This window comes from Streptomyces echinoruber (assembly GCF_014651135.1).
Classification (GTDB): Bacteria; Actinomycetota; Actinomycetes; order Streptomycetales; family Streptomycetaceae; genus Streptomyces; species Streptomyces echinoruber.
On the sequence record NZ_BMWH01000010.1, the window covers coordinates 126,302 to 150,987 of the forward strand.

The 24,686-nt window shown below is 73.0% G+C and carries 22 protein-coding genes, 3 pseudogenes and 1 CRISPR repeat array (1 of these 26 cut by a window edge); of the genes and pseudogenes, 17 read left to right on the top strand and 8 right to left on the bottom strand.

What is annotated here, in order from left to right; all coding sequences use genetic code 11:
* Positions 1 to 59: 59 nt before the first annotated feature.
* Positions 60 to 269 (bottom strand): annotated as a pseudogene (locus IE225_RS34005) (VOC family protein); the annotation flags it as partial.
* A gap of 119 nt (positions 270 to 388) precedes the next feature.
* Between IE225_RS34005 and IE225_RS14575 the strand changes: the two are divergent.
* Positions 389 to 1,258 carry a sulfurtransferase gene (locus IE225_RS14575; protein WP_190057916.1) on the top strand — a complete coding sequence of 290 codons (870 nt, stop codon included), beginning with the start codon at positions 389 to 391 and terminating at the stop codon, positions 1,256 to 1,258.
* A gap of 157 nt (positions 1,259 to 1,415) precedes the next feature.
* On the opposite strand, the gene sepH is transcribed toward IE225_RS14575, so the two are convergent.
* Positions 1,416 to 2,441 (bottom strand): septation protein SepH, encoded by a 1,026-nt coding sequence (gene sepH, locus IE225_RS14580; RefSeq protein ID WP_190057917.1) that lies wholly within the window; start codon positions 2,439 to 2,441, stop codon positions 1,416 to 1,418.
* Between the two features lie 471 nt (positions 2,442 to 2,912).
* Between sepH and IE225_RS14585 the strand changes: the two genes are divergently transcribed.
* A complete protein-coding gene (locus tag IE225_RS14585; RefSeq protein WP_229879550.1) occupies positions 2,913 to 3,857 on the top strand; it encodes a hypothetical protein in 945 nt (314 codons plus the stop codon).
* On the opposite strand, the gene IE225_RS14590 is transcribed toward IE225_RS14585, so the two are convergent.
* Both IE225_RS14590 and IE225_RS14595 read right to left on the bottom strand, forming a co-directional pair.
* Positions 3,781 to 5,112 (bottom strand): D-arabinono-1,4-lactone oxidase, encoded by a 1,332-nt coding sequence (locus IE225_RS14590; RefSeq protein ID WP_190057918.1) that lies wholly within the window; start codon positions 5,110 to 5,112, stop codon positions 3,781 to 3,783. The genes IE225_RS14585 and IE225_RS14590 overlap by 77 nt on opposite strands.
* Positions 5,060 to 6,310 carry an MFS transporter gene (locus IE225_RS14595; RefSeq protein WP_190057919.1) on the bottom strand — a complete coding sequence of 417 codons (1,251 nt, stop codon included), beginning with the start codon at positions 6,308 to 6,310 and terminating at the stop codon, positions 5,060 to 5,062. The genes IE225_RS14590 and IE225_RS14595 overlap by 53 nt, the downstream gene beginning before the upstream one ends.
* 192 nt (positions 6,311 to 6,502) lie before the next feature.
* Between IE225_RS14595 and IE225_RS14600 the strand changes: the two genes are divergently transcribed.
* Positions 6,503 to 7,630, top strand: a complete 1,128-nt coding sequence (locus IE225_RS14600; RefSeq protein ID WP_190057920.1) for a ferrochelatase — start codon at positions 6,503 to 6,505, stop codon at positions 7,628 to 7,630.
* An 8-nt stretch (positions 7,631 to 7,638) separates the two neighbouring features.
* Entirely contained in the window at positions 7,639 to 8,460 is an 822-nt protein-coding gene (locus IE225_RS14605; protein WP_229879552.1) for an inositol monophosphatase family protein, read from the top strand.
* A gap of 95 nt (positions 8,461 to 8,555) precedes the next feature.
* On the opposite strand, the gene IE225_RS14610 is transcribed toward IE225_RS14605, so the two are convergent.
* A complete protein-coding gene (locus IE225_RS14610; protein WP_190057921.1) occupies positions 8,556 to 8,729 on the bottom strand; it encodes a hypothetical protein in 174 nt (57 codons plus the stop codon).
* Between the two features lie 514 nt (positions 8,730 to 9,243).
* Between IE225_RS14610 and IE225_RS14615 the strand changes: the two genes are divergently transcribed.
* The 4 genes from IE225_RS14615 (at position 9,244) to IE225_RS14630 (ending at position 12,826) form a co-directional block, all read left to right on the top strand.
* Positions 9,244 to 9,897: a response regulator transcription factor gene (locus tag IE225_RS14615; RefSeq protein ID WP_190057922.1), complete on the top strand. Its 654-nt coding sequence runs from the start codon at positions 9,244 to 9,246 to the stop codon at positions 9,895 to 9,897.
* Between the two features lie 6 nt (positions 9,898 to 9,903).
* The gene (locus IE225_RS14620; protein WP_190057923.1) at positions 9,904 to 11,154 is read left to right on the top strand and encodes a sensor histidine kinase; all 1,251 of its coding nucleotides are present in this window, start codon (positions 9,904 to 9,906) and stop codon (positions 11,152 to 11,154) included.
* Between the two features lie 393 nt (positions 11,155 to 11,547).
* Positions 11,548 to 11,844 (top strand): DUF4193 domain-containing protein, encoded by a 297-nt coding sequence (locus IE225_RS14625; protein ID WP_190057924.1) that lies wholly within the window; start codon positions 11,548 to 11,550, stop codon positions 11,842 to 11,844.
* A 13-nt stretch (positions 11,845 to 11,857) separates the two neighbouring features.
* Positions 11,858 to 12,826: a hypothetical protein gene (locus IE225_RS14630; protein WP_190057925.1), complete on the top strand. Its 969-nt coding sequence runs from the start codon at positions 11,858 to 11,860 to the stop codon at positions 12,824 to 12,826.
* A gap of 258 nt (positions 12,827 to 13,084) precedes the next feature.
* Here IE225_RS14630 and IE225_RS14635 read toward each other — a convergent pair whose 3' ends face one another.
* The gene (locus tag IE225_RS14635) at positions 13,085 to 13,573 is read right to left on the bottom strand and encodes a DUF3093 domain-containing protein (RefSeq protein ID WP_190057926.1); all 489 of its coding nucleotides are present in this window, start codon (positions 13,571 to 13,573) and stop codon (positions 13,085 to 13,087) included.
* An 82-nt stretch (positions 13,574 to 13,655) separates the two neighbouring features.
* Between IE225_RS14635 and IE225_RS14640 the strand changes: the two genes are divergently transcribed.
* From IE225_RS14640 to IE225_RS14660, 5 genes are all read left to right on the top strand, one after another.
* Positions 13,656 to 14,240 carry a PaaI family thioesterase gene (locus IE225_RS14640; protein ID WP_190057927.1) on the top strand — a complete coding sequence of 195 codons (585 nt, stop codon included), beginning with the start codon at positions 13,656 to 13,658 and terminating at the stop codon, positions 14,238 to 14,240.
* Positions 14,237 to 14,800 carry a dUTP diphosphatase gene (gene dut / locus IE225_RS14645; RefSeq protein WP_190057928.1) on the top strand — a complete coding sequence of 188 codons (564 nt, stop codon included), beginning with the start codon at positions 14,237 to 14,239 and terminating at the stop codon, positions 14,798 to 14,800. Before IE225_RS14640 ends, dut begins: the two co-directional genes overlap by 4 nt.
* 1 nt (position 14,801) lies before the next feature.
* On the top strand, positions 14,802 to 15,560 hold the full coding sequence (locus IE225_RS14650; protein ID WP_190057929.1) for a DUF3710 domain-containing protein: 759 nt from the start codon (positions 14,802 to 14,804) through the stop codon (positions 15,558 to 15,560).
* A gap of 279 nt (positions 15,561 to 15,839) precedes the next feature.
* The gene (locus IE225_RS14655) at positions 15,840 to 16,238 is read left to right on the top strand and encodes an OB-fold nucleic acid binding domain-containing protein (protein WP_190057930.1); all 399 of its coding nucleotides are present in this window, start codon (positions 15,840 to 15,842) and stop codon (positions 16,236 to 16,238) included.
* A 3-nt stretch (positions 16,239 to 16,241) separates the two neighbouring features.
* Positions 16,242 to 17,063, top strand: coding sequence for a DUF3159 domain-containing protein (locus IE225_RS14660; protein ID WP_190057931.1), 822 nt, complete (start codon positions 16,242 to 16,244; stop codon positions 17,061 to 17,063).
* A 219-nt stretch (positions 17,064 to 17,282) separates the two neighbouring features.
* Here the strand turns inward: IE225_RS14660 and IE225_RS14665 are convergent, their stop codons facing one another.
* Positions 17,283 to 17,969, bottom strand: a complete 687-nt coding sequence (locus IE225_RS14665; RefSeq protein ID WP_190057932.1) for a potassium channel family protein — start codon at positions 17,967 to 17,969, stop codon at positions 17,283 to 17,285.
* Entirely contained in the window at positions 17,969 to 18,640 is a 672-nt protein-coding gene (locus IE225_RS14670) for a potassium channel family protein (protein ID WP_190057933.1), read from the bottom strand. The genes IE225_RS14665 and IE225_RS14670 overlap by 1 nt, the downstream gene beginning before the upstream one ends.
* Before the next feature lie 551 nt (positions 18,641 to 19,191).
* On the opposite strand from IE225_RS14670, the gene IE225_RS14675 reads away from it, so the two are divergent.
* The 4 genes and pseudogenes from IE225_RS14675 to IE225_RS34230 all read left to right on the top strand — a co-directional run.
* Positions 19,192 to 21,237, top strand: a complete 2,046-nt coding sequence (locus IE225_RS14675; RefSeq protein WP_190057934.1) for an APC family permease — start codon at positions 19,192 to 19,194, stop codon at positions 21,235 to 21,237.
* Between the two features lie 195 nt (positions 21,238 to 21,432).
* Positions 21,433 to 22,761: a class I SAM-dependent RNA methyltransferase gene (locus tag IE225_RS14680; protein WP_190057935.1), complete on the top strand. Its 1,329-nt coding sequence runs from the start codon at positions 21,433 to 21,435 to the stop codon at positions 22,759 to 22,761.
* Between the two features lie 487 nt (positions 22,762 to 23,248).
* Positions 23,249 to 23,470 (top strand): annotated as a pseudogene (locus IE225_RS34225) (transposase); the annotation flags it as partial.
* A pseudogene (locus tag IE225_RS34230) lies at positions 23,465 to 23,845 on the top strand (IS481 family transposase); the annotation flags it as partial. The pseudogenes IE225_RS34225 and IE225_RS34230, both read left to right, overlap by 6 nt.
* Positions 23,846 to 23,886: 41 nt before the next feature.
* Positions 23,887 to 24,686: direct repeats of the CRISPR family, unit length 29 nt; unit sequence GGGATCAGCCCCGCGTGCGCGGGGACCAC; it runs 205 nt beyond the window's last position.

Here is a 24,686-nt window from a genome sequence, read left to right on the forward strand (position 1 = left end):
CCGAGGGCGGCCCGGGACCTCGCTCGGCGCGGGACCTGCAGCACCGAGAACCGCGCCCCCTCCGGATCCGCCGGCACCGCCGTGCGCCCGCGCGGACCGTCATGCGGCGGCCTCAGCACGTGCCCGCCCAGGTCCGTGAGGCGGTCCGGAATCCCGGCCACATCGGCCACTTGAAAGCACGTCACCCAGTGCGGGCCCCGCTCCCGCGGCAGGGCGTCGCCCAGTCCGCGCACCCCGGCGACGGGGCGGCCGGCGACGCGCAGGGTCATGTGGCCGCGGCCCGCGCGGCACGTGCCCGCCTCCGTACGGAGCGTGACCGCGCCGGTCCGGCGGAGCGGAGTAGCCGGAGCCGGGCCGGACGGCCACCCCGTGCGCGAGGATGGGCGCCATGAACGCCATCATCTCCGCATCCGACCTGGCGGCCGAACGGGCGGGCAGCACCCCGCCGGTGCTGCTGGACGTCCGCTGGCAGCTCACCGTGGCGCAGCAGACCGCAGCGCCGGGGCAGCCGCCGTTCGACGGCCGGGCCGCGTACGAGGCCGGGCACATCCCCGGCGCCGTCTTCGTCGACCTGGACCGGGAACTGGCCGCCCCGCCCGGCAAGGAGGGCCGCCACCCGCTGCCCGACATGGGCGTGTTCGGGGCCGCCATGCGGCGCGCGGGCGTGTCGGCCCGCCGGCCGGTGGTGGTCTACGACGGCGGCCCGGGCTGGGCGGCGGCGCGCGCCTGGTGGCTGCTGCGCTGGACCGGCCACCCCGACGTGCGCGTCCTCGACGGCGGACTGCCCGCCTGGGAGGGGCCGTTGGAGACCGGGACGCCGCCCGCCCCGGACGAGGGCGACTTCGTGCCGCGGCCGGGTGCGGGCCCGCTGCGGGTCCTCGACGCCGACGCGGCCGCCGCGCTGGCCCGCTCCGGAGTGCTGCTGGACGCCCGCGCGGGGGAGCGGTACCGCGGCGAGGTGGAGCCCGTCGACCCGGTCGCCGGGCACATCCCGGGCGCCCGCTCGGCGCCGACCGGCGAGAACGTCGGCCCGGACGGGCAGCTGCTGCCCGCGGAGCGGCTGCGGGAGCGGTTCGCGGCCCTGGGCGCCGGCGCGGACACGCAGGTGGGCGTCTACTGCGGATCGGGCGTCTCGGCCGCCCACGAGGTGCTGGCGCTGACCGTGGCCGGCATCCCGGCGGCGCTGTACGTCGGTTCGTGGTCGGAGTGGACCTCGGACCCGTCCCGGCCGGTCGCCGTGGGACCCGACCCCGAGTGACCGGCGGGCCGCGCGGCGTTCGCGGGACGCCGTGAGACAACCGCGAGGGCCCGCACCCGGAAACGGGCGCGGGCCCTTCGACGGACCGCCGCCGTACGGCCGTACCGCCGCGGCATGGCCGCAGGACCGTACTGCCGCGGCACGGCCGCACGGCGGCCTACTCCTGCTTCTTGCGCCGCGTGCCGAAGACGATCTCGTCCCAGCTGGGCACCGCCGCCCGGCGGCCCGGGCGGACCCCGTCGGCCTCGGCCTGGCGGTCGGTGGCGCCGATGAGGCGCTCCCGGTGACTGCTGACCGAACGGGGCGGCATGAGCACGTCCGCGTAGGCGGAACCGGCGGACGCGGCGGGCGCCGGTGGCTCCTCCGCCTCCGGCTCGGCCACGGGCTCCTCCGTCTCCGGCTCGGGCACGACCAGGTCGCCCCGGAAGTTCGGCACCGCCTCCAACAGGCTGGTCAGCGAGTCCCGTTCACCCGTGCTCTCCTCCGCGGGCTCCGGGGCCTGCGCGGGCAGGCTCGGCCGGTCCCGGTCGAGGGCGCGGTCCAGGGTGCGCTCGCGCGGCAGCCGGGCGATACGCGGCACGAACGGATAACTCGGCTCGGGCGCCCCGAAGTCGTCGGTCTCGCCGATCAGCGCGCGCGCCTCGTCGTCCACGGCCTGCACCAGCCGCCGCGGCGGGTCGTAGGTCCAGCTCGCCGAGTGCGGTTCGCCCGCGATCCGGTAGACCAGCAGCACCTCCCAGGTGCCGTCGTCGCGGCGCCAGGAGTCCCACTGGACGGTGTCCTTCTCGGCGCCGCGCAGCAGCAGCCGCTCCTGCACGGCCTCGCCCAGCGGCGGACCGGAGTTCTCGCCGGGGCGGCGCACGGGGGTCTTGCGGGCGCGCTCGGCCATGAACGCGCGCTCGGCCAGGACGGGGCCCTCGAAGCGGCGTACGCGGTCCACGGGGATGCCGGCCATCTGCGCGACCTCCTCCGCGGTCGCGCCTGCTCGTATGCGCGCCTGGATGTCGCGGGGGCGGAGATGGCTCTCCACCTCGATCTCGATCTGGCCGAGGCGGGGGCGGTCGCCGCGCACGGCGGCGCGCAGGCGTTCGTCGATCGGAAGCGTGTACTCCGTGTTGTCCGCAGCCTTCAGCACCAGCCGTGTGCCGTCGTTGGAGACGGCCACGACACGCAGTTCGGGCATGGGGACCTCCCGGGTGGTGCCTGCCGACGTCACGTGCGTCGCTGCTTCCGCTCTGTCGAGTGTGGCCTGCCCGGGTGCAGCCTGCCACAACCTTGCCGAGTTGCCCGGCGTGTCGGGCACGGGCCCTGGATCGCCGTTATGGCACGGTTACCTTTTCGCAACGCTAAGTGACCAACTCCGTCACCCTGTGCAACTCGCCCCCTCCCGGCGGTCCAGCGCGGTCCCGAACGCCCTGACGGGAGACGGGACCCAGGGCTCGCAACAGTACTCCATTCGGGCCACCTGCGGAGGTCGGCGCGCCGCCCAACTTCTCGCGACAGGCGGGACTTCGTCACTCCTGACCCGTTTTCGGGATCATGAACGTGGCGTACTTCACGTAAGGCCCGTAATCGGAACTAAGGGTTTCGCGCGCACGTCCCCTCTCGTGCACGGTCCGTCGACCACGTACGGAAAGGCAGGCAGGATCCGCGAATGCGCGCAAGGCCCGATACCGGTGCCGAACCGAGTGTCCGGGACGAGACCGGGACGAGGGAACCGCAGCAGGAACGGGAGAGGCAAGGGGGCGACGGAAGCGACGCGGGCGGGGCCCGGGGCATCGACCTGAGCGTCCCCCAGGTCGCCGGCAGCGCGCTGGCCGCCGTGGTGGCCGCCAAACTCGCCTCGTACTTCGGGGTCTACGGCACGATCCTGGGAGCCGGCGTCGTCAGCGTCATCGGCACCTGCGGCAGCACGGTCTTCCAGCACGTCTTCCGGCGCACCGGCGAGCAGCTGCGCGAAGCGGCCGCCGCGGCCCGCCCCAGGGCGGCCGGAGCCGCCGGGGTTGTCGGGGCCGCGCGGCCCGCTCCGCCCCCGCCCGGCGAGTACACCGCGGGCACCGTCCACCGCGCCCGCTCCCGGGCGTGGCGCCGCCCGGTCCTGGCCGCCGCGCTGGTGTTCCTGGTGACGATGGCCGGGATCACCGTGTACGAACTGGCCTCCGGCACCAGCCTCAGCGGCGGCCGGGGCACCACCGTCGGGGACGTCGTGTCCGGCCGCACCGCGTCGTCCACGTCGTCCTCCTCCTCGTCGTCCTCGTCCTCCTCGTCGTCCTCACAGTCCACCCCTTCGGGTGAGGACGCGCCGGCCTCCTCGGCCGCGCCGGCCGGCACCCCGGCCACGGGCGGCGCCGAACCGTCCTCCCGCGGCACGTCCGGTACGGGCGCGAACGGCGGCCGGTCCGGCGGGGGCGCGGGCGCGGCGGCGAGCCCGGCACCGACGGCGCCGGCCACGGACGCCGGCGCACAGGGCGACGGGTCGCCGGAGCAGGGGGACACCCCGGCGCCCGCGACGAGCGCCCCCGCTACGGACCCAGCACCCGCCGCAGGTAGTCGTTCCGGAACCGCCGCTCCGGATCGAGCCGGTCCCGCAGCGCCGTGAACTCCCCGAAGCGGGGATACACCCGGGAGAGGTACTCGGCGTCCCGGGTGTGCACCTTGCCCCAGTGCGGACGGCCCTCGTGCGCGGTGAAGATGCGCTCGGCCTCGGTGAAGTACCGCTGGTAGGGCGTCCCGCGGAACATGTGGACCGCGACGTACGCGCTGTCCCGGCCCGACGCCGTGGACAGCGCGATGTCGTCCGCGGGGCAGGTGCGCACCTCCACCGGGAAGCTCACCCGCAGATCCGAGCGGTCCACCAGCGCCTTCAGCTCGCGCAGCGTCGCCACCAGCGCCGCGCGCGGAACGGCGTACTCCATCTCCACGAAACGCACCCGGCGCGGCGAGGTGAACACCTTGTACGGGATGTCGGTGTACGTCCGGGCCGAGAGCGCGCGGCTGGATATCCGCGCGATGCCGGGGACGGTGGCCGGGACCGCGCGGCCGATCCAGTTGGCCACCTGGAAGACGCCGTTGGAGAGGAACTCGTCCTCGAACCAGGCCCGCGCCGGCGGCACCGGCCGCTCCGGGCCCGCACTGCGGTTGTTGCGCTTGGTGTTGGTGTTGCCCGTGTGCGGGAACCAGTAGAACTCGAAGTGCTCGTTCTCGGCCCAGAGTTCGTCGAACTCGGCGAGCACCCGCTCCAGCGGCATCGGCTCCTCGCGCGCGGTGAGCAGGAACAGCGGCTCCACGGCGAAGGTGATCGCGGTGACGATGCCGAGGGCGCCCAGGCCGATGCGGGCGGCGGCGAAGACGTCCGGGTTCTCCCGGGCGGAGCAGGTGAGCACCGAGCCGTCCGCGGTGACCAGCTCCAGCTCCCGGATCTGGGCGGCGATCGAGCCGGAGTCGCGGCCGGTGCCGTGGGTGCCGGTGCTGGTGGCGCCGGAGACCGTCTGCTCCATGATGTCGCCCATGTTCGTCAGCGACAGGCCCTCGCGCGCCAGGGCCGCGTTGAGCCGCTTGAGCGGGGTGCCGGCCGCCACGGTGACCGTCATGTTCTCGCGGTCGATCCGGCGGATGCCGGTCAGCAGGTGGGGACGGACCAGCACCCCGTCGGTCGCGGCGATGGCCGTGAAGGAGTGCCCGGTGCCCACGGCCTTCACCGGCAGGCCGTCCTCGGCCGCCCGGCGGACCACGGCCGCCAGCTCCTCGACGGAGGCGGGTGCGGCCTCCCGCGCGGGCCGGGCGGTGACGTTGCCGCCCCAGTTACGCCAGGTGCCGGTGCCGCCGCTCGTCTTCCCGCTCGCCGTGCTGCCCAACGGAGCCTCCCCGACCCGGAGCCGGCCTGCGCAGCCGGCGGTACCCGAGGAAACCCACCGCGACCGCGAGGGCCCCGGCGACCGCCGGGATCCCGTACCCCGCCCGCGCGCCGGCCGCGTCGACGACCCAGCCGGCCACCGACGAGCCGAGCGCCACACCGACCGCGAGCCCGGTGCTCACCCAGGTCATGCCCTCGGTCAGGTGTGTGCGAGGCACGTGCCGTTCGATGAGGGACATCGTCGTGATCATCGTGGGAGCGATGGACAGGCCCGCAAGGAACAGCGCCGCGGCCAGAAACGGCAGGCTTCCGACCAGTAGGAGGGGGATCATACTCACGGCCATGGCCCCCACGCCCAGCATCCACTGACGTTCCGGTTCCCCGCGCACCGGCAGCAGCCCGAAGACGGCCCCCGCCAGGCAGGAACCGGCCGCGTAGAGCGCCAGCACCACGCTCGCGGCCCCCGGGTGGCCTCGCTCACCGGCGAAGGCCACGGTGACCACGTCGACCGCCCCGAAGATCGCCCCGGCCGCCACGAAGGTGGCCACCAGCAGCCACAGGCCGGGCGCGCGCAGGGCGCTGCCGCCGCCGTGGCCCTCGCGCGGGTGCGGCGCGGGCTCCGTGGCCCGCTGCGCGGTCAGCCAGAACACGCCGACGCCGAGGAAGCACGCGGCCAGCAGCGGCCCGGCCTCCGGGAACCACACCGTGGACAGGCCGATGGAGAGGATCGGGCCCAGGACGAAGCACACCTCGTCCAGCACGGACTCCAGCGAGTACGCGGTGTGCAGCCGCGGTGTGCCCCCGTACAGCGCGGCCCAGCGGGCGCGGACCATCGCGCCCAGGCTCGGCACCGCGCCGAGGCCCGCGGCGCACCCGAACAGCACCCAGTCCGGCCCGCCGAGGTGCGCGGTCAGCAGCAGTCCGGCCGTCGCGGCGAGCGCGACCAGCGCGGCCGGCCGCAGCACCCGGCGCTGCCCGTGCCGGTCCACCAGCCGCGACACCTGCGGCCCGAGCACCGCGGCCGCCAGCGCGATCGTCGCCGACAGCGTCCCCGCCAGTCCGTAGCGCCCGTTGAGCCGGGAGATCATCGTCACCACGCCGACGCCCGTCATCGACAGCGGCATCCGCCCCACCAGCCCGGCCGCGGAGAACGCCTTGGTTCCGGGGGCCGCGAACAGGGTGCGGTAGGGGCTGAGCACGGACGTCTCCCACAGGGGCGCGGGGCTGGGACGGGCAGCACGGGGGCGGGGACACGGCGCCAGCGGCACGACGACGGCAGTGACGACGGCAGTGACGCGACAGCAGTGATACGACCGACACAGCTTACGGGCGCGTCCCGGTGCCGCACCCGCGGTTTTCCGGCCGTCAGCGGCGGGTGGCAGGATCGACCCATGCCAGACGCGCTCGATGCCACTCCCTACGACGCCCTGCTGCTGCTCTCGTTCGGCGGCCCGGAAGGACCGGACGACGTGGTCCCGTTCCTGGAGAACGTGACGCGCGGGCGCGGCATCCCCAAGGAACGCCTGAAGGAGGTCGGGCAGCACTACTTCCTCTTCGGCGGGGTCAGCCCGATCAACGACCAGAACCGCGCCCTGCTCGCCGCCCTGCGCAAGGACTTCGCGGAGCACGGCCTGGACCTGCCGGTGTACTGGGGCAACCGCAACTGGGCGCCGTACCTGACGGACACCCTCCGGGACATGGTGCGCGACGGCCGCCGCCGCATCCTGGTGCTGGCCACCAGCGCCTACGCCTCGTACTCCGGCTGCCGCCAGTACCGCGAGAACCTCGCCGAGGCCCTCGCCACCCTGGAACAGGAGGGCCTGGAGCCGCCGAGGGTCGACAAGCTGCGGCACTACTTCAACCACCCCGGCTTCGTCGAGCCCATGACCGACGGGGTGATCGAGGCGCTGGCCGACCTGCCCGAGGACGTCCGCGACGGCGCGCACCTCGCCTTCACCACCCACTCGATCCCGACCTCGGCCGCCGACACCTCCGGCCCGGTGGAGCAGCACGGCGACGGCGGCGCGTACGTCAGGCAGCACCTGGACGTGGCCCGGCTGATCGCCGACGCGGTCCGCGAGCGCACCGGCGTCGACCACCCCTGGCAGCTCGTCTACCAGTCCCGCTCCGGCGCCCCGCACATCCCCTGGCTGGAGCCCGACATCTGCGACCACCTCCAGGAGTGCCACGCGGCCGGCGTGCCCGCCGTCGTCATGGCGCCCATCGGCTTCGTCTCCGACCACATGGAGGTCAAGTACGACCTCGACACGGAGGCCAGGGCCAAGGCCGAGGAACTCGGTCTGCCGGTGCGCCGCTCGGCCACCGTGGGCGCCGACCCGCGCTTCGCCGCCGCGATCCGCGACCTCGTCGTGGAGCGCGCCGCCGTCGCACGCGGCCAGGACGTCACCCCGTGCGCCCTGGGCACCCTCGGCCCCAGCCACCACGTCTGCCCCGTGGGCTGCTGCCCGGCCCGCCAGGCCCGCCCCGCCGCCGCGGGCGCCGACAGCCCCTACGCGTGAGGAGCCCCGTGACCCCGCACGACCCGCTGCACACGGAACTGCTCGACCTGGCCCGTGAGGCCGCCCGCCGCGCCGGCGACCTGCTGCGCGACGGCCGCCCCGCGGACCTGGCCGTCGCGGCGACCAAGTCCAGCCCGATCGACGTCGTCACCGAGATGGACATCGCGGCGGAGAAGCTGATCACCGACCTGATCTCCGAGCGCCGCCCCGAGGACGGCATCCTCGGCGAGGAGGGCGCCGCCACCGAGGGCACCAGCGGCATCCGCTGGGTGATCGATCCGCTCGACGGAACGGTCAACTACCTGTACGGCCTGCCGACCTGGGCGGTGTCCGTCGCCGCCGAGCAGGACGGCGAGACCGTCGTCGGCGCGGTGGCCGTCCCCCTGCGTGGGGAGGCCTTCCACGCGGTGCGCGGCGCCGGCGCCTGGGCCACCGGCCCCTGGGAGGGCGAGCGCCGGCTCACCTGCCGCCCCGCGCCGCCGCTGGAGCAGGCCCTGGTCGCGACCGGGTTCAACTACGTCACCGAGGTCCGCGCCCACCAGGCCGAGGTCGCCCGCCGTCTGATCCCCCTGGTGCGCGACATCCGCCGCAGCGGCTCGGCCGCCGTCGACCTGTGCGACCTGGCCGCCGGTCGCCTCGACGGCTACTACGAGCGCGGCCTGAACCCCTGGGACTGGGCCGCCGGCAACCTCGTCGCCCGCGAGGCGGGCGCCCTGACCGGCGGCCGCCCCGGCGAGCGCCCCTCGCGCGACCTGACGGTCGCGGGAACCCCCGGCGTCTTCGAGCCCCTGCAGAGCCTCCTGGAGGACCTCGGCGCCTGGCACGACTAGGGAAGGAAGGGCCGGAACCTCCGGAGACGAAGGGGCGCAAAGGCAGGAGCCCCGGCGCTGGATTCGCCGGGGCTCCCTGTACGGGTACGGGTCGATCAGACGCCGGACGCGCCGACCTCCACACCGTGTTCGGCGGCGAGGCGGCGGAGGTCGTCGAGTTCGGCCTCCTCCACCTCGACGAGGAAGTCGTCGCCCTCGTCACGAGCCCGCGACAGATCGGACTCGGTCGCCCTTATCCGCTGCAGAAGTCCTGCGGTGAAAGCGTCCATGCTGCGCCCCCTCGTCCTGGGTCGTGGGTCGGTGGCACGGGGGTGTGCCCTGTGTGGGAAGGGGCGATCACGTCTCCGGATGCCCAGCACGCTGCCCGGGCTGGGCGGCGACGGTGCCGGACACCCGCACCCACCTCTGCGGAAAGCGGATCGCGGTGTACCGCATGGTGGTGCGGCACATGCAGAGCGTGATCGCGGGGTGTAAAGCCGTCCTCCCCAAGGCGCCGTCCGGGGAAACCTCTCCGTACGGAGAAATTTTCGCCTTTGTGTCGTGCTCACTCTTCCTTCACCGTCCGGCTCCTGCCGCCTCACCCGGGCGCAGCCGTCCTTCCTCCTCCCGCGGCCCGCCGTCCCCGCGCGGCCCGCCCTCCCCGCCCTGCAGATGCCGCCCTCCCCGCCTTACAGCCGACTTACGGCGGAAAAGGGCAGGATGGAAGGACACACAGCCGGACAACACCCCTGCCCACGTGTGCGCGCAAGCGCTGCGCGGGCGGACACAGGAAGGACAAGCGACGTGCGCGTACTCGTCGTCGAGGACGAGCAGCTGCTCGCCGATGCGGTGGCCACCGGACTGCGCCGGGAGGCCATGGCCGTCGACGTCGTGTACGACGGTGCGGCCGCCCTGGAGCGCATCGGCGTCAACGACTACGACGTGGTCGTCCTCGACCGCGACCTGCCCCTGGTGCACGGCGACGACGTGTGCCGCAAGGTCGTCGAGCTGGGCCTGCCCACGCGCGTGCTGATGCTCACGGCCGCCGGCGACGTCAGCGACCGGGTCGAGGGCCTGGAGATCGGCGCCGACGACTACCTGCCCAAGCCCTTCGCGTTCAGCGAGCTGATCGCCCGGGTGCGCGCCCTGGGCCGCCGTACCAGCGTGCCGCTGCCGCCCGTCCTGGAGCGCGCCGGCATCAAGCTCGACCCCAACCGCCGCGAGGTCTTCCGCGACGGCCGGGAGATCCAGCTGGCGCCGAAGGAGTTCGCGGTGCTGGAGGTGCTGATGCGCAGCGAGGGCGCGGTCGTCTCGGCGGAGCAGCTGCTGGAGAAGGCCTGGGACGAGAACACCGACCCGTTCACCAACGTCGTGCGGGTGACCGTGATGACGCTGCGCCGCAAGCTCGGCGAGCCGCCCGTCATCGTCACCGTGCCCGGCTCCGGCTACCGGATCTGATCGACCGTGGCCACGACTCCCACCGCACACGTCCAGGCACCCCCCAAACCCACCTGGGACCCCAGGCGGCCGGCGCCGCCCTTCCCGTGGCTGCGCCCGACCATCCGGATACGCCTCACGCTGCTGTACGGCGGCATGTTCCTGATCGCCGGCATCCTGCTGCTGTCGATCATCTACCTGCTGGCGGCGCAGGCCCTGAACACGGGCAACGAGCCCCTGTTCAAGATCGTCAGCGGTTCCGAGATCAAGGTGGCCAGCGACAACTGCCCGGCCATCAACACGAACAACCTCACGCTGCCCGAGTTCAACGCGGCGATCAGCCAGTGCATCGACCACCAGCGCCAGGTCGCCCTGGACAACCTGCTCAGCCGCTCGCTGCTGGCCCTGCTCGGCCTCGCCGTCATCGCCTTCGCCTTCGGCTACGCCATGGCCGGCCGGGTCCTGGCACCGCTGGGCCGGATCACCCGCACCGCACGCGCGGTGGCCGGCTCCGATCTGTCCCGGCGGATCGAGCTGGACGGCCCGGACGACGAGCTGAAGGAACTCGCGGACACCTTCGACGACATGCTGGAGCGCCTCCAGCGGGCCTTCACCGCCCAGCAGCGCTTCGTCGGCAACGCCTCGCACGAGCTGCGCACCCCGCTCGCGATCAACCGCACCCTCCTCGAGGTGCACCTGTCCGACCCGAACGCGCCGGTGGAGCTGCAGCAGCTGGGCAGGACGCTGCTGGCCACCAACGAGCGCAGCGAGCAGCTGGTGGAGGGCCTGCTGCTGCTCGCCCGCAGCGACAACCAGATCGTCGAGCGCAAGCCGGTGGACCTCGCCGAGGTGGCCACCCAGGCCATCGACCAGGTGCGCGGCGAGGCCGAGGAGAGGGGCGTGCTGATCCGCGGCGAGCGCAGGCCGGTGATCGTGCAGGGCAACGGCGTGCTGCTGGAACGGATCGCGCTGAACCTGGTGCAGAACGCCGTGCGGTACAACGTGCCGCAGGACGGCTGGGTGGAGGTCGTCACCGACATCCAGCACGGGCAGGCGGTCCTGGTGGTCGCCAACACCGGTCCGGTCGTCCCGGCGTACGAGATCGACAATCTCTTCGAGCCCTTCCGCCGCCTGCGCACCGAGCGCACCGGGAGCGACAAGGGGGTGGGCCTGGGCTTGTCCATCGCCCGCTCCGTGGCCCGGGCGCACGGCGGCCATATCACGGCCCAGCCGCGAGAGGGGGGAGGGCTCGTGATGCGGGTCACGCTGCCGCTGTGACGGCGGCCTCGACACGCGCGGGGATGTTCGCTTTGCGCGGAATTTCCCGACCGCCCGCCGGGATCCTTCCTGTGTGATCAATCACATGCGCGAGTTTCCGGCCATCTACGTTCCGTGATCATGGCGGAGGTCGCAAAGCCCGGAAAATCCGGGTTTTCGAGGGGTCTGATCACGGGAAGTACACGGTGGAACCTCTTTGAAGGGCGAGGTTCGGACCGTGTACGGTCCCGATCGCCATCCAAGTCGATCACTCTCGAGGGGTCCGGTTGGGTGTCGATTGAGTAACAGACCTTGATGTGAGGCAAAATCTCCGCCTCGGGTCGGGCACAAGTCCGGCCTCTCACGCGTTACGTGCGCTGGAGACACCGCAGACACCCAGAGGGGGAGAGCGATATGGCAACCGATTACGACACCCCACGCAAGACCGACGACGACGTCGACTCGGACAGCCTGGAAGAGCTCAAGGCACGGCGGACCGACAAGTCGGTCTCCTCGGTGGACGTGGACGAGTTCGAGGCCGCGGAGAGCCTGGAGCTGCCCGGCGCCGACCTCTCCAACGAGGAGCTGGCCGTCCGGGTGCTGCCCAAGCAGCAGGACGAGTTCACCTGCATGAGCTGCTTCCTGGTGCACCACCGCAGCCAGCTGGCCCGGGAGAAGAACGGCCAGCCGATCTGCCGCGACTGCGACTGAGGCCGGGTCGGCCGTGACCGGCTCGACCCCTCCTTGGAAGCGCCGCTTCCCCCGTCGGGGAGCGGACCACGGGCCGTCCGACGGTCCTCACGGCGCGCGTGACGACGAGCGGGGCCCCTCCGGTACGGGAGCGGCCGGCGCCGGTGCTTCCGGCGCCGGCCCCGATCCGGCCGGAGCGGCCTCGCTCGAACCGGTGCCCGGCCGGGACGACCCGGTGCCGGCACGACCCGGCGCACCCGTCGCCCGCCGGCGGACGGCCGCGCTGCGGCACCGGGCCGGGCGGGTCCGGCAGGGCGCTCGCACGGGCGGGGGCCGCGCCAGGGCGGGGCTGACCCGTCTCGTCGACCGGCTCGTCGCCATGGCCCCGCGCATCCCCGTACGCGACCTGGCGACCCTGCGCCGGCAGTACCCCGGCCTGGGACCGGAGGAGCTCGCGGACACCTTGGTGACGGGCGCGGCCAACGCGACGGCGGCGGTCGGAGCGGGCATCGGAGCGGCGGCGATGCTGCCGGTGCCGCTCGCGATGCCCACGGAACTGGCCGTCGAGATCACCGGCGTCGCCGCGATCGAACTGAAGCTGATCGCCGAACTGCACGAGGTGTACGGCGTCCGCCCGCCCGGCTCGCCGCGCGCCCGCGCCGCCGTGTACCTGTCCTGCTGGTCCCGGGAACGGGGCGTCGACGTGACCAGACCCGCCGCGTTCAACGACATGCTCGGCGGCCCCCTGCGCCGTGAGCTGCGTCGGCGGGTCACCAAACGCATGGTGCGCGACCTGCCGAGCCTGACGCCGTTCCTGGTCGGCGCCACCGCCGGCGCGGTGTTCAACCGGCGTGAGACCAGGAGGCTCGCCCGGCGCGTCCGGGCCGACCTGCGCAAGATCCAGGTGCCCTGGGACGCGCTCGACCTGCCCGCGCTGCAGCCCCCGCCCGACGTCCTCGACATGAGGGACGTCACCGACGTCCGCAGACAGCTCGAGGACTGACATCCAGAGGACTGACCTCCACAGGTCCAGAGGACTGACCTCCACAGAAGCATCCCGCCCCCGACCCGCGGGCACACCGGGGACCGATCCGCCCCGTGGGTGCCCGGCGGCTTTCGTGCACCGGTTGCCGCGCACGAGGACGTCCAGGCGTTCCCGTGCGAAGGGCGTCGGGAAGCCGCCGGGACGGTTCGGGCCGCCCGCGCCCGCCCCTCACCCCGCCACGGCCCCGCTCAGGCGGCCGTGCCCCCGTGGCGCCGCTCAGGCGGTCGTGGCGCGTGCCGTCCGCAGGGCCTCCGCCAGGGCCTGCGGGTCGCGGGTCGACAGATACAGGTACGGGGTCGGGTCCTCGGGATCGGCGACCTCCACGCGCAGCGCCGTGGGGATGTAGGAGCGCAGCAGCAGGAAGGCCCGGGTGTCGGCCCGGTACGTGCGCCAGGCGCGGGCCTCCTCGGCGTCCAGCACCTCCGCCTCGCCCAGCGCCGCGACCGGGATGCGCGCGTCGCCCGCGACCAGCAGCCCGCCCACCACGCGGATGCGCGGCGAGCCGTAGGAACTGGCGCAGACCGCCGCGGCCGCCGTGCCGCCGGCCAGGCCGCCCAGCATCGGCAGCGTGCCGAACGGCAGGAAGACCAGGGCCAGCGCGATCCCCACCAGCAGGCTGATCAGCCACCAGGAGCGGGGCGCGGTGAGACGCTCGTCGTAGGACGGTGCGGACGCCGGGACGGACGGCGGGACGGAAGACTGCATGGAGCCAAGCTTGGCACGCCCCCGTCGGCGGCCCGCCGCACGGGTGAGGCACGGGGTCCGGACGCGGGTAAGGTCTGCGGCTGTGAGTGGAACGTCCCCAGCCCTGACACCGCCCGCCGACGCCGTGCCGCCGGTGCGGCACCCCGACGCGCCCGCGCCCGGCGAACTCCTCGGCGCGCACTACGGGCAGTGCTTCGGATGCGGCGACGACCAGCCGCACGGCCTGCACCTGCAGGCGCGGGCCGGTGAGGGGGTCAGCATCACCGCCGAGTTCACCGTCCGGCCCGCCCACCAGGGCGCGCCCGGCCTGGCGCACGGCGGCGTGCTCGCCACCGCGCTCGACGAGGCGCTCGGCTCGCTCAACTGGCTGCTGCGCACCATCGCCGTGACCGGGCGGCTGGAGACCGACTTCGTCCGCCCGGTGCCGGTCGGCACGACCCTCTACCTGGAGGCCGAGGTCACCGCCGTGTCCGGCCGCAAGATCTACTCGACCGCCACCGGACGCCTCGGCGGCCCCGACGGGCCCGTGGCGGTGCGCGCCGACGCCCTGTTCGTCGAGGTCAAGGTCGACCACTTCGTCCACCACGGCCGCCAGGAGGAGATCCGGGCCGCCCTGAACGACCCGGACCAGGTCCGGCGCGCCCGCGCCTTCGAGGTGAACCCGTGAGCCCGGCCCCCCGAGACCCGCTGCCCGTCCTCGTCCGGCGTGTCGATCCGGAGGTACCGCTTCCGGCGTACGCGCACCCCGGTGACGCGGGTGCCGATCTGCGCACCACCGTGGCCTGCGAGTTGGCGCCGGGCGAGCGGGCGGTGCTGCCCACCGGGGTGTCTGTCGCGCTGCCGGAGGGGTACGCGGCGTTCGTGCATCCGCGGTCCGGCCTCGCCGCCCGGTGCGGTGTCGCGCTCGTGAACGCCCCGGGGACGGTTGATGCCGGGTACCGTGGGGAGATCAAGGTGATCGTGGTGAATCTCGACCCGCGCGAGTCCGTGCGGTTCGAGCGCTTCGACCGGATTGCCCAACTGGTCGTCCAGCAGGTCGAGAGGGTCCGCTTCCACGAGGTCGCGGAGCTTCCCGACTCGGCGCGGGCCGAGGGGGGCTTCGGGTCCACCGGCGGCCATGCCGCCGTGGAAAGCACAAGCGACAGCACAAGCGGTCATGTCGCCGTGGGCGGCACTACGGGTGGGTATCGATACGCTTCGGTCGTATCCGACCGGGAAGGACAGTGACGTGTTCGGACGTCGCAAGAAGAAGGGTGCCGCCAGGGACGCGGCAGGCGAGGCCGAGCAGGTCGTCGACAGCGTCGCCGAGGCGGAGGACGAGGCCGAGCGCGAGCGCGTACGGCTGGAGCCGGCACCGCGGCCCGACGGACCGTGGGACGTCTCCGAGGTCCGCGAACCGGGTGAGGGCCGCGTGGACCTGGGCGGCCTGTTCGTGCCGGGCGTCGACGGCATGGAGCTGCGCGTGGAGGTCGCGGGCGACGCGATCGTCGCCGCGACCGTCGTGCTGCGCGACAGCGCGATCCAGCTCCAGGCCTTCGCCGCACCCAAGCGCGAGGGCATCTGGACCGAGGTGCGCGAGGAGATCGCCTCCGGCATCACCCAGCAGGGTGGCATCGTCGACGAGGTCGAGGGCCCGCTCGGCTGGGAACTGCGGGCCCAGGTGCCGGTGCAGCTGCCGGACGGCACGGGCGGCTTCCAGGTCGTGCGCTTCGTCGGCGTGGACGGTCCCCGCTGGTTCCTGCGCGGCGTGATCTCCGGCCAGGCCGCGGTGCACCCGGAGACGGCCGGGCTGCTGGAGCAGATCTTCCGGGACACGGTCGTCGTGCGCGGCAGCGGCCCGATGGCGCCGCGCGACCCGATCGTGCTCAAGCTGCCCAACGACGCCCAGATGGTGCCCGAGGGCGTCCAGCAGGACGACGGCGGCTCCCGCTTCTCCGGGGGCATGGGCCGGCTGCAGCGCGGACCGGAGATCACCGAGGTCCGCTGAGTACCGCCGGCCGTACGAGAGGGGCCGCATCCCGACGGGGTGCGGCCCTGTCGCCGTACGGCGGCACCGTCGCCGTACGGCCTCGCCGCCGTCGGCGTGCGCACGCCGGCCGGTGTCGTACGGCACCGCCGCGGCCGTACGGCACCGCTCCTGCGGAGGAGGGCCGACGCGGGCCCCGTATCCGGCGCCACCGCGCCCCGGAGCCGGGCGGGGAACGCCGGTTCGAGCGGTGATCCCGGTGGGTACGGTCCCGTCAGGGTGTCCCGGTAGGCTTCCCGTATGAGTGCTGTTCCTCGTTCCGACAAGCCGGTGGGCCGCTTCCGGCGCATACTGGACCGGCTCTCCTCTTCGCAGGAGGACCTGGAGTCCGAGGAGCTGCGGGAGGACGCCGAGACAGCGGGCTGCACGCGGATCGGCGACTGCCAGGACCGGCAGGTCGTCACCGTTACTGGTACCTTGCGCACGGTCACCCTGCGGCCGCGCGCGGGTGTTCCGGCCCTGGAGGCCGAGCTGTTCGACGGCTCCGCGCCGCTGGACGTGGTCTGGCTCGGCCGGCGCTCCATCACGGGGATAGAGCCGGGGCGCAAGCTGATCGCATCGGGCCGGATCTCGATGAGCCGGGGCCGCCGGGTGCTGTTCAACCCCAAGTACGAACTGAGACCCCTCGGACGGGAGTAGCCCGTGACGCCACTCGACGAGCCCACCGACGACATCTCCGCACAGGACGCCCGGGCCGTGACGGAGGCCGCGCTGTTCGAGGCGTTCGGCGGAGTGCGGGGCATGATCGAGACGGTGCTGCCCGGCCTGCTCTTCGTCACGATCTACACGATCGACAAGAACCTGCACCTGTCGGCCCTCGCCGCCCTGGCCGTGTCGCTGGTGCTGGTCGTGGTCCGGCTCGCCCTGCGCGACACCGTCAAGCACGCCTTCAGCGGCGTCTTCGGGGTCGTCTTCGGCGTGGTCTTCGCGATGATGACGGGCAAGGCCAAGGACTTCTACCTGCCCGGCATGCTCTACACGCTGGGCCTGGGCCTGGCGTACATCGTCACCACGCTCGCCGGCGTGCCGCTGATCGGCCTCCTCCTCGGCCCGGTGTTCAAGGAGAACCTCTCCTGGCGCACCCGCAACCCCGGCCGCAAGAAGGCCTACGCCAAGGCGAGCTGGGCCTGGGGCCTGATCCTGCTGGGCAAGTGCGCGATCCTCTTCCCCCTGTACTGGTGGGCCGACACCACGCAGCTCGGCTGGGTCCTGGTCGCCCTGAAGATCCCGCCCTTCCTGCTGGCCGTGTGGCTGACCTGGGTCTTTTTGGCGAAGGCGCCCGCACCGATCGACGTCTTCGCCGAGATGGAGGCCGCCGAGAAGGCGGAGCGGGAGCGCGAGGAGCGCCGGCGCGCCGAACGGACCCCGGCGGACACGGTCGTCGGCGAGGGCCCGCGGCCGCTCGTGGACGGCGCGGAGCGGGCCCCGTCCGCCGAGTCCCGCGGACGGCACCGCAAGCAGTAGGCCGCGCAGGACGATTCCCGCGCCTCTCCACCACTCCCACGACTCGCGACCCCTACGGCCCGCGATTCGCGACTCCCACGGCCCACGCGATTCGTGGCTCCCGCGGCCCACAATTCGCGGCTCCCACGACGGCGAGGGGCGCCCGGAGGAACTCCAACTCCTCCGGGCGCCCCTCGCCGTCTCGTGACGTGTGGCGGGCTCGCCGTGCCTGCCGGCGGATCAGCCCCCCGCGCCCTCGCGGTCCTCGCGCCGCACCGACAGCAGCTCCTCCAGCTGCTGCTCCCGGGCCTGGGCGGCGACGAAGAGCAGCTCGTCGCCGGCCTCCAGGGAGTCCTCCTGCGAGGGGGTGAGGACGCGGTGGCCGCGGATGATGGTGACCAGGGAGGTGTCCGCGGGCCACTGGACGTCGCCGACCTGGGTGCCGGCCAGGGCCGACTCCTCCGGCAGGGTCAGCTCGACGAGGTTGGCGTCGCCGTGGCTGAAGCGCAGCAGCCGCACCAGGTCGCCGACGCTGACCGCCTCCTCGACGAGCGCGGACATCAGGCGCGGGGTGGAGACGGCGACGTCCACGCCCCAGGCCTCGTTGAAGAGCCACTCGTTCTTGGGGTTGTTCACGCGGGCGACGACGCGCGGAACGGCGTACTCCGTCTTGGCGAGCAGGGAGACGACCAGGTTGACCTTGTCGTCGCCGGTCGCGGCGATGACGACGTTGCAGCGCTGCAGCGCCGCCTCGTCGAGGGAGGTGATCTCGCAGGCGTCGGCGAGCAGCCACTCCGCCTGCGGCACGCGCTCGACCGAGATCGCGGTCGGCGCCTTGTCGATGAGCAGGACCTCGTGGCCGTTCTCCAGCAGCTCGCCCGCGATGGAGCGGCCGACCGCGCCGGCCCCGGCGATGGCGACCCTCATCAGTGACCGCCCTCCTCTTCCGGGCCCTCGGCGAAGGCCGCCTCGACCTTTTCCACGTCGCTGGTCCGCATCATCACGTGCACCAGGTCGCCCTCCTGCAGCACCGTCTGCGAGGTGGGCAGGATCGCCTCGCCGAGCCGGGTGAGGAACGCGACGCGCACCCCGGTCTCCTCCTGCAGCTTGCTGATCTTGTGGCCGACCCACTTCGGGGAGGCGTGCACCTCCGCGAGCTGGACCCCGCCGGTCGGGTCCCGCCACAGCGGCTCGGCGCCGGAGGGCAGCAGGCGGCGCAGCATCTGGTCGGCGGTCCAGCGGACCGTCGCCACCGTGGGGATGCCCAGGCGCTGGTAGACCTCGGCGCGGCGGGGGTCGTAGATGCGGGCCGCGACGTTCTCGACGCCGAACATCTCGCGGGCCACGCGCGCGGAGATGATGTTCGAGTTGTCGCCGCTGGAGACGGCCGCGAAGGCGCCGGCCTCCTCGATGCCCGCCTCGCGCAGGGTGTCCTGGTCGAAGCCGATCCCGGTGACCCGGCGGCCGCCGAACCCCGGGCCCAGGCGGCGGAAGGCGGTGGGGTCCTGGTCGATCACCGCGACCGTGTGCCCCTGTTGCTCCAGGGTCTGGGCGAGAGCGGAGCCCACTCTCCCGCAGCCCATGATGACGATGTGCACGACCGTCCTTCCGGTGTTCAAAGTGACTGCTCAGCCCCATCAGGGTCTCAGACGATGGCCCAAGCTACACACGAGCGGCGCGGGGAGGTACCCCTGGGCCCCGAGGAGACACCCGTACCGCGGGGAGCACTTCCCGCGCCGCGAGGGCCGCGGGGGAGGCATCCCCGTGCGCGGTTTCGGCCGGCGGCGGCCGCGCACACCCGGCGGAGCCGGCGGCACCCGGGGACGGCGAGCGGCGTCCGGCGGCGAGCGGCACCTGACGGCGGCGGGCGGCGATAGGCGACGGGGCGGCGTTCAGCGGCGTGTGATGCTGCGCACGCTGCACAGGGTGAGAAATCCGAGGCCGAGGAGGGCGGCGGCGGCACCGATCAGCTCGGCGGGTGCGGGCATGGGACCTCCCGGGGTGCGGGACGGACGGGTTTCGCCATCTAGGCACGCAGGCCCCTTCACCTGCGGAATTCGTGACGCTCGTGGGGAGCTTTTTCACTCGGGAGGCAGATGGGGGGTGGCAGGTGGGCGACCGGCTGTTCGAAGGCTTACGATCCTCTGTTGTGTCCAAACTGACCGACGTGCCCAAACGGATTCTCATCGGGCGCGCACTGCGCAGCGACCGGCTGGGGGAAACGCTCCTGCCGAAGCGCATCGCTCTCCCCGTGTTCGCCTCCGACCCGCTGTCCTCCGTGGCGTACGCCCCCGGGGAGGTGCTGCTGGTCCTGTCGATCGCGGGCGTGTCGGCGTACCACTTCAGTCCGTGGATCGCCCTCGCGGTCGTCGTGCTGATGTTCACGGTGGTCGCCTCCTACCGGCAGAACGTGCACGCCTACCCCAGCGGCGGCGGCGACTACGAGGTGGCGACCACCAACCTCGGCCCGAAGGCGGGCCTGACCGTCGCCAGCGCCCTGCTCGTCGACTACGTCCTCACGGTCGCCGTGTCGATCTCCTCCGGCATCGAGAACCTCGGCTCCGCGATCCCGTTCGTCGTCGAGCACAAGGTGGCCTGCGCGGTCGCCGTGATCCTGCTGCTGACGCTGATGAACCTGCGCGGCGTGAAGGAGTCCGGCAAGCTCTTCGCGATCCCGACGTACGTCTTCGTCTCCGGCGTCTTCATCATGATCGCGTGGGGCGCGTTCCGCGGGCTGGTCCTCGGCGACACCATGCGGGCGCCCACCGCGCAGTACACGATCAGGGCCGAACACCAGGGTCTGGCGGGCTTCGCCCTGGTCTTCCTGCTCCTGCGGGCCTTCTCCTCCGGCTGCGCCGCGCTCACCGGCGTGGAGGCGATCTCCAACGGCGTGCCGGCCTTCCGCAAGCCCAAGTCGAAGAACGCGGCGACCACGCTGGCGATGATGGGCCTGCTGGCCGTCACCATGTTCTGCGGCATCATCGTCCTCGCCCTGACCACCAAGGTCCGCATGGCCGAGAACCCGGCCACCGACCTGCTGCGGAACGGGGTCGGCGTCGGTGCGGGCTACGTGCAGAACCCGGTGATCACCCAGGTCGCCGAGGCCGTCTTCGGCAAGGGCAGCTTCCTGTTCGTGGTGCTGGCCGCGGCCACCGCGCTGGTGCTGTTCCTCGCCGCCAACACCGCCTACAACGGCTTCCCCGTCCTCGGCTCCATCCTCGCCCAGGACCGCTACCTGCCCCGCCAGCTGCACACCCGCGGCGACCGCCTCGCCTTCTCCAACGGCATCGTGCTGCTGGCCGGCGCCGCGACCCTGCTGACGCTGATCTACGGCGCCGACTCCACGCGCCTGATCCAGCTGTACATCGTCGGCGTGTTCGTGTCCTTCACGCTCAGCCAGACCGGCATGGTCCGGCACTGGAACCGCCACCTGGCCACCGAGCGGGACCCCGGCCGGCGCCGCCACATGCTGCGCTCCCGGGCCATCAACACCTTCGGCGCCTTCCTCACCGGCCTGGTGCTGGTCGTCGTGCTGGTCACCAAGTTCACGCACGGCGCCTGGGTGGCGCTGCTCGGCATGTGCATCTTCTACGTCACGATGACGGCGATCCGCCGCCACTACGACAGCGTGGCCGAGGAACTCGCCGCCCCCGAGAGCGCCAGCGACGACATCGTGCGCCCCTCCCGCGTGCACTCCGTCGTCCTCGTCTCCAAGATCCACCGTCCGGCGCTGCGCGCCCTCGCCTACGCCAAGCTGCTGCGCTCCGACACCCTGGAGGCGCTCACCGTCAACGTCGACGCGGCCGAGACCAGGGCGCTGCGCGAGGAGTGGGAACGGCGCGGCATCGACGTACCCCTGAAGGTCCTCGACTCGCCCTACCGCGAGATCACCCGGCCGGTCATCGAGTACGTCAAGCGGCTGCGCAAGGAGTCCCCGCGCGACGCCGTCTCCGTGATCATCCCGGAGTACGTGGTCGGCCACTGGTACGAGCACCTGCTGCACAACCAGAGCGCCCTGCGGCTCAAGGGCCGCCTGCTGTTCACCCCGGGCGTCATGGTCACTTCCGTGCCCTACCAGCTGGCCTCCTCCGAGGCGGCCAAGCGGCGGGCCCGCCGCGAGTGGAGCGCACCGGGGTCCGTACGGCGCGGGCCGGCCGTGGAGCGGCCGAAGGAGTCCTCCGACTCCCGGGCGTGAGCCCCCTCGGTGCCCCGGGGCCGGGGCCGACCGTGTCCGGGGTGCCCGGGGCGGCGGTCCCGTGCCCCGGGCACCCCGGACACGGGTGGAGGGGGCGGACGACGGCCGCCACGGGTGAGGGGGCGGACGGCGGCCGCGTAGACTGGTGGGCTGTTGTCCGGCCCTGCCCCCGCACCGATCTGGAGTCACCCCGCCATGCCCGCAGAACCGAGGAAGTCCCTGGTGGGGCAGGAGTACGAGGTCGAGATCGGCCCCGTCGCCCACGGCGGCCACTGCGTCGCCCGCACCTGTGAGGGCCAGGTGCTGTTCGTCCGGCACGCGCTGCCCGGCGAGCGGGTCGTGGCCCGGGTGACGGAGGGCGAGGAAGGCGCGCGGTTCCTGCGCGCCGACGCCGTACGCGTCCTGGGGGCCTCCAAGGACCGCGTCGAGGCCCCGTGCCCCTTCGCCGGCCCCGGCCGCTGCGGCGGCTGCGACTGGCAGCACGCCAAGCCGGGCGCCCAGCGCCGCCTCAAGGCCGACGTCGTCGCCGAGCAGCTCAAGCGGCTCGCGGGCCTGACGCCCGAGGAGGTGGGCTGGGACGGCACGGTGGTCCCGGCGGAGGGCGACAAGGTGCCCGCCGGCCAGGTCCCGGCCTGGCGCACGCGCGTGCAGTACGCGATCGACGACCAGGGCCGCGCCGGTCTGCGCCGCCACCGCTCGCACGAGATCGAGCCGATCGACCGCTGCCTGATCGCCGCCGAGGAGGTGAGCGAGCTGGGCATCGAGAAGCGGGACTGGACCGGCATGGCCTCCGTCGAGGCGATCGCGGCGACGGGCTCCCAGGACCGCCAGGTGATCCTCACCCCGAAGCCGGGCGCGCGCCTGCCCCTGGTCGCACTGAACCGCCCGGTGTCGGTGCTGCGCGTCGACGAGAAGACCGGCGCCGTCCACCGCGTCCACGGCCGCCCCTTCGTCCGGGAACGCGCCGACGGCCGCACCTACCGGGTGGGCGCCGGCGGCTTCTGGCAGGTCCACCCCAAGGCCGCGGAGACCCTGGTCACGGCGGTGATGCAGGGCCTGCTGCCGCGCAAGGGCGACACGGCCCTCGACCTGTACTGCGGCGTCGGCCTCTTCGCCGGCGCGCTCGCCGACCGCGTCGGGGACAAGGGCGCCGTCCTCGGCGTCGAGTCCTCCCGCCGCGCGGTGGAGGACGCCCGCCACAACCTCGCCTCCTTCCCCCGCGTCCGCATCGAACAGGGCAAGGTCGAGACCGTCCTGCCGCGCACCGGCATCACCGAGGCCGACCTCGTCGTCCTCGACCCCCCGCGCTCCGGCGCCGGCCGCCGCACCGTCTCCCACGTGACGTCCCTGGGCGCCCGCCGCATCGCCTACGTCGCCTGCGACCCGGCCGCACTCGCCCGGGACCTCGGCTACTTCCGGGAGGGCGGATACCGGGTGCGGACACTGCGGGCGTTCGACCTGTTCCCGATGACGCATCACGTGGAGTGCGTCGCCATCCTCGAACCGGCCGCGAAGGGCACCTGACCTGCGGTTTTGCCCGTGCGCATGATGTGCGGTGTGGGCGTTACGGGCGATATCTTGACGCTGAAATGACGCTCATTTGACGCTCGTTCTGATGGGGTGTCAGGTGTGTTGCGTCGCTGGTCAGCTGGCCTGATGGGGAAGTCCGCGAGGTAGGGGTGCCGGAGATTTCTGGTGTCGAACAGTCATGCTCAGCCACATCAGCAGAGCGCCCAGCAGGTTCTTGGTCTGCTGGTGGTACAGCAGCAACGCCTCGCTGACCTGCGCACATGCCCACCATGGGCAGCTTGTCGGAGCTGTTGGCCCGGGAATGGACCGGATCTTGCTTTGCCTGACGGTCGTCCGGCGGCAGACAGCGGTCAGCCCTGAGACAACCGCCTCGTCCTCCCGGCCAGGCAGTGGCACCGGCCAACCCTGCCCTGCATGCTGAGTACTCCAGTTGGATTTCGTGTCCTGAGCTGGTGGTTGTTGTTGTCCGGGTATGGAGGCGATGGCTGAAGTCGACCAGTGGCAGGCCGAGTTGGAGGCGGTGTTCGCCCGGGTGGCGGGCCGGTTCGCCCGGGTGGATCTGCGGCGGCGGATGCGGGACTACGTGCGTGGTCTGCTGGCGCCGGTCGAGCGGAAGAACGGCTGGCAGCTGGCCGAATGGGCCGGCCACCGCGATCCGGCGGGCCTGCAGCATCTGCTCAACGGGGCCCGGTGGGACGCCGACAACGCTCTGATGGGGACGTGGCCCTGCCCCGTTCCGGCCGACCGTCTGGGGCAGATCCAGGGGGCACGGACGGAGATGTCTCCGCTGCTGCCTCCGCCCCTGCCGGCCGGGGCCATCGCGGCCCAGCGCAAGGTGCATGCGAGCGGCCGCTTCATGATCAACGGTCAGTTCATCAAGCTCGGCCCGCGGCATGCGGGAAAGATCGTCACCGTGGTCATCGAGGACACCCACTACCGGATCCTGCATGGGGAGGACGAACTCGCTGTCAGGCCCCGCAAGAACCTCGGGCCGATCACCAGGCTCTACGTCAAAGGCATGGGCACCCAGAAGGACCGTCAAGGATCTCCTGACGACAAACCGTCAAGGAAGTCCTGAGACCTCACAACGACAGCCCGGCCCGTACGCCCCCGGCGCGCGGGATCAGCCCCGCGTGCGCGGGGACCACCCGACGCTGTCCTGGTCGCCATGATCGAGGTTGGGATCAGCCCCGCGTGCGCGGGGACCACAGCTGGTCCGCCTCGTGGGGCGACGCCGGCGAGGGATCAGCCCCGCGTGCGCGGGGACCACGAGGGCCCGGATCATCCTGCCCACCAGGCCCTGGGATCAGCCCCGCGTGCGCGGGGACCACCTCTTCGAGATCGAGGTGGACAAGGTGAAGATGGGATCAGCCCCGCGTGCGCGGGGACCACGCCGAGGCCGTCCAGGATCGGCCCGATGGGCTGGGATCAGCCCCGCGTGCGCGGGGACCACCTCATCCGGGCTGCCGCCGCAGTGATCGCACTGGGATCAGCCCCGCGTGCGCGGGGACCACAACGGCCTGATCCAGCTCAACGTCCGCCTGTGGGGATCAGCCCCGCGTGCGCGGGGACCACTGGGCCGAGCCGACCGGCCCCGGCGTGGACAAGGGATCAGCCCCGCGTGCGCGGGGACCACGGCGTGCGGCGCATCGTCACCCGCGTCGACGAGGGATCAGCCCCGCGTGCGCGGGGACCACGGCACCTGCGCCAGTTTCACGCCGCTGCCGCCGGGATCAGCCCCGCGTGCGCGGGGACCACGAAGTTCCGGGTTTCGGGATGATCGTGTACCGGGGATCAGCCCCGCGTGCGCGGGGACCACTCCAAGGCCCGGTTCTCTGCGGTGTTGGTCAGGGGATCAGCCCCGCGTGCGCGGGGACCACTTCCGGGTTTACCGTCGGTAACCCTGTCCGAAGGGATCA

What these genes read in the sequence shown, in the direction of transcription:
- IE225_RS14575 (WP_190057916.1), top strand. Translation starts at nt 389, where the DNA reads ATGAACGCCATCATCTCCGCATCCGACCTGGCGGCCGAACGGGCGGGC.
- IE225_RS14655 (WP_190057930.1), top strand. Translation starts at nt 15,840, where the DNA reads ATGAGTGCTGTTCCTCGTTCCGACAAGCCGGTGGGCCGCTTCCGGCGC.
- sepH (WP_190057917.1), bottom strand. Translation starts at nt 2,441, where the DNA reads ATGCCCGAACTGCGTGTCGTGGCCGTCTCCAACGACGGCACACGGCTG.
- IE225_RS14610 (WP_190057921.1), bottom strand. Translation starts at nt 8,729, where the DNA reads ATGGACGCTTTCACCGCAGGACTTCTGCAGCGGATAAGGGCGACCGAG.
- IE225_RS14635 (WP_190057926.1), bottom strand. Translation starts at nt 13,573, where the DNA reads ATGCAGTCTTCCGTCCCGCCGTCCGTCCCGGCGTCCGCACCGTCCTAC.
- IE225_RS14680 (WP_190057935.1), top strand. Translation starts at nt 21,433, where the DNA reads ATGCCCGCAGAACCGAGGAAGTCCCTGGTGGGGCAGGAGTACGAGGTC.
- IE225_RS14585 (WP_229879550.1), top strand. Translation starts at nt 2,913, where the DNA reads ATGCGCGCAAGGCCCGATACCGGTGCCGAACCGAGTGTCCGGGACGAG.
- IE225_RS14600 (WP_190057920.1), top strand. Translation starts at nt 6,503, where the DNA reads ATGCCAGACGCGCTCGATGCCACTCCCTACGACGCCCTGCTGCTGCTC.
- IE225_RS14665 (WP_190057932.1), bottom strand. Translation starts at nt 17,969, where the DNA reads ATGAGGGTCGCCATCGCCGGGGCCGGCGCGGTCGGCCGCTCCATCGCG.
- IE225_RS14625 (WP_190057924.1), top strand. Translation starts at nt 11,548, where the DNA reads ATGGCAACCGATTACGACACCCCACGCAAGACCGACGACGACGTCGAC.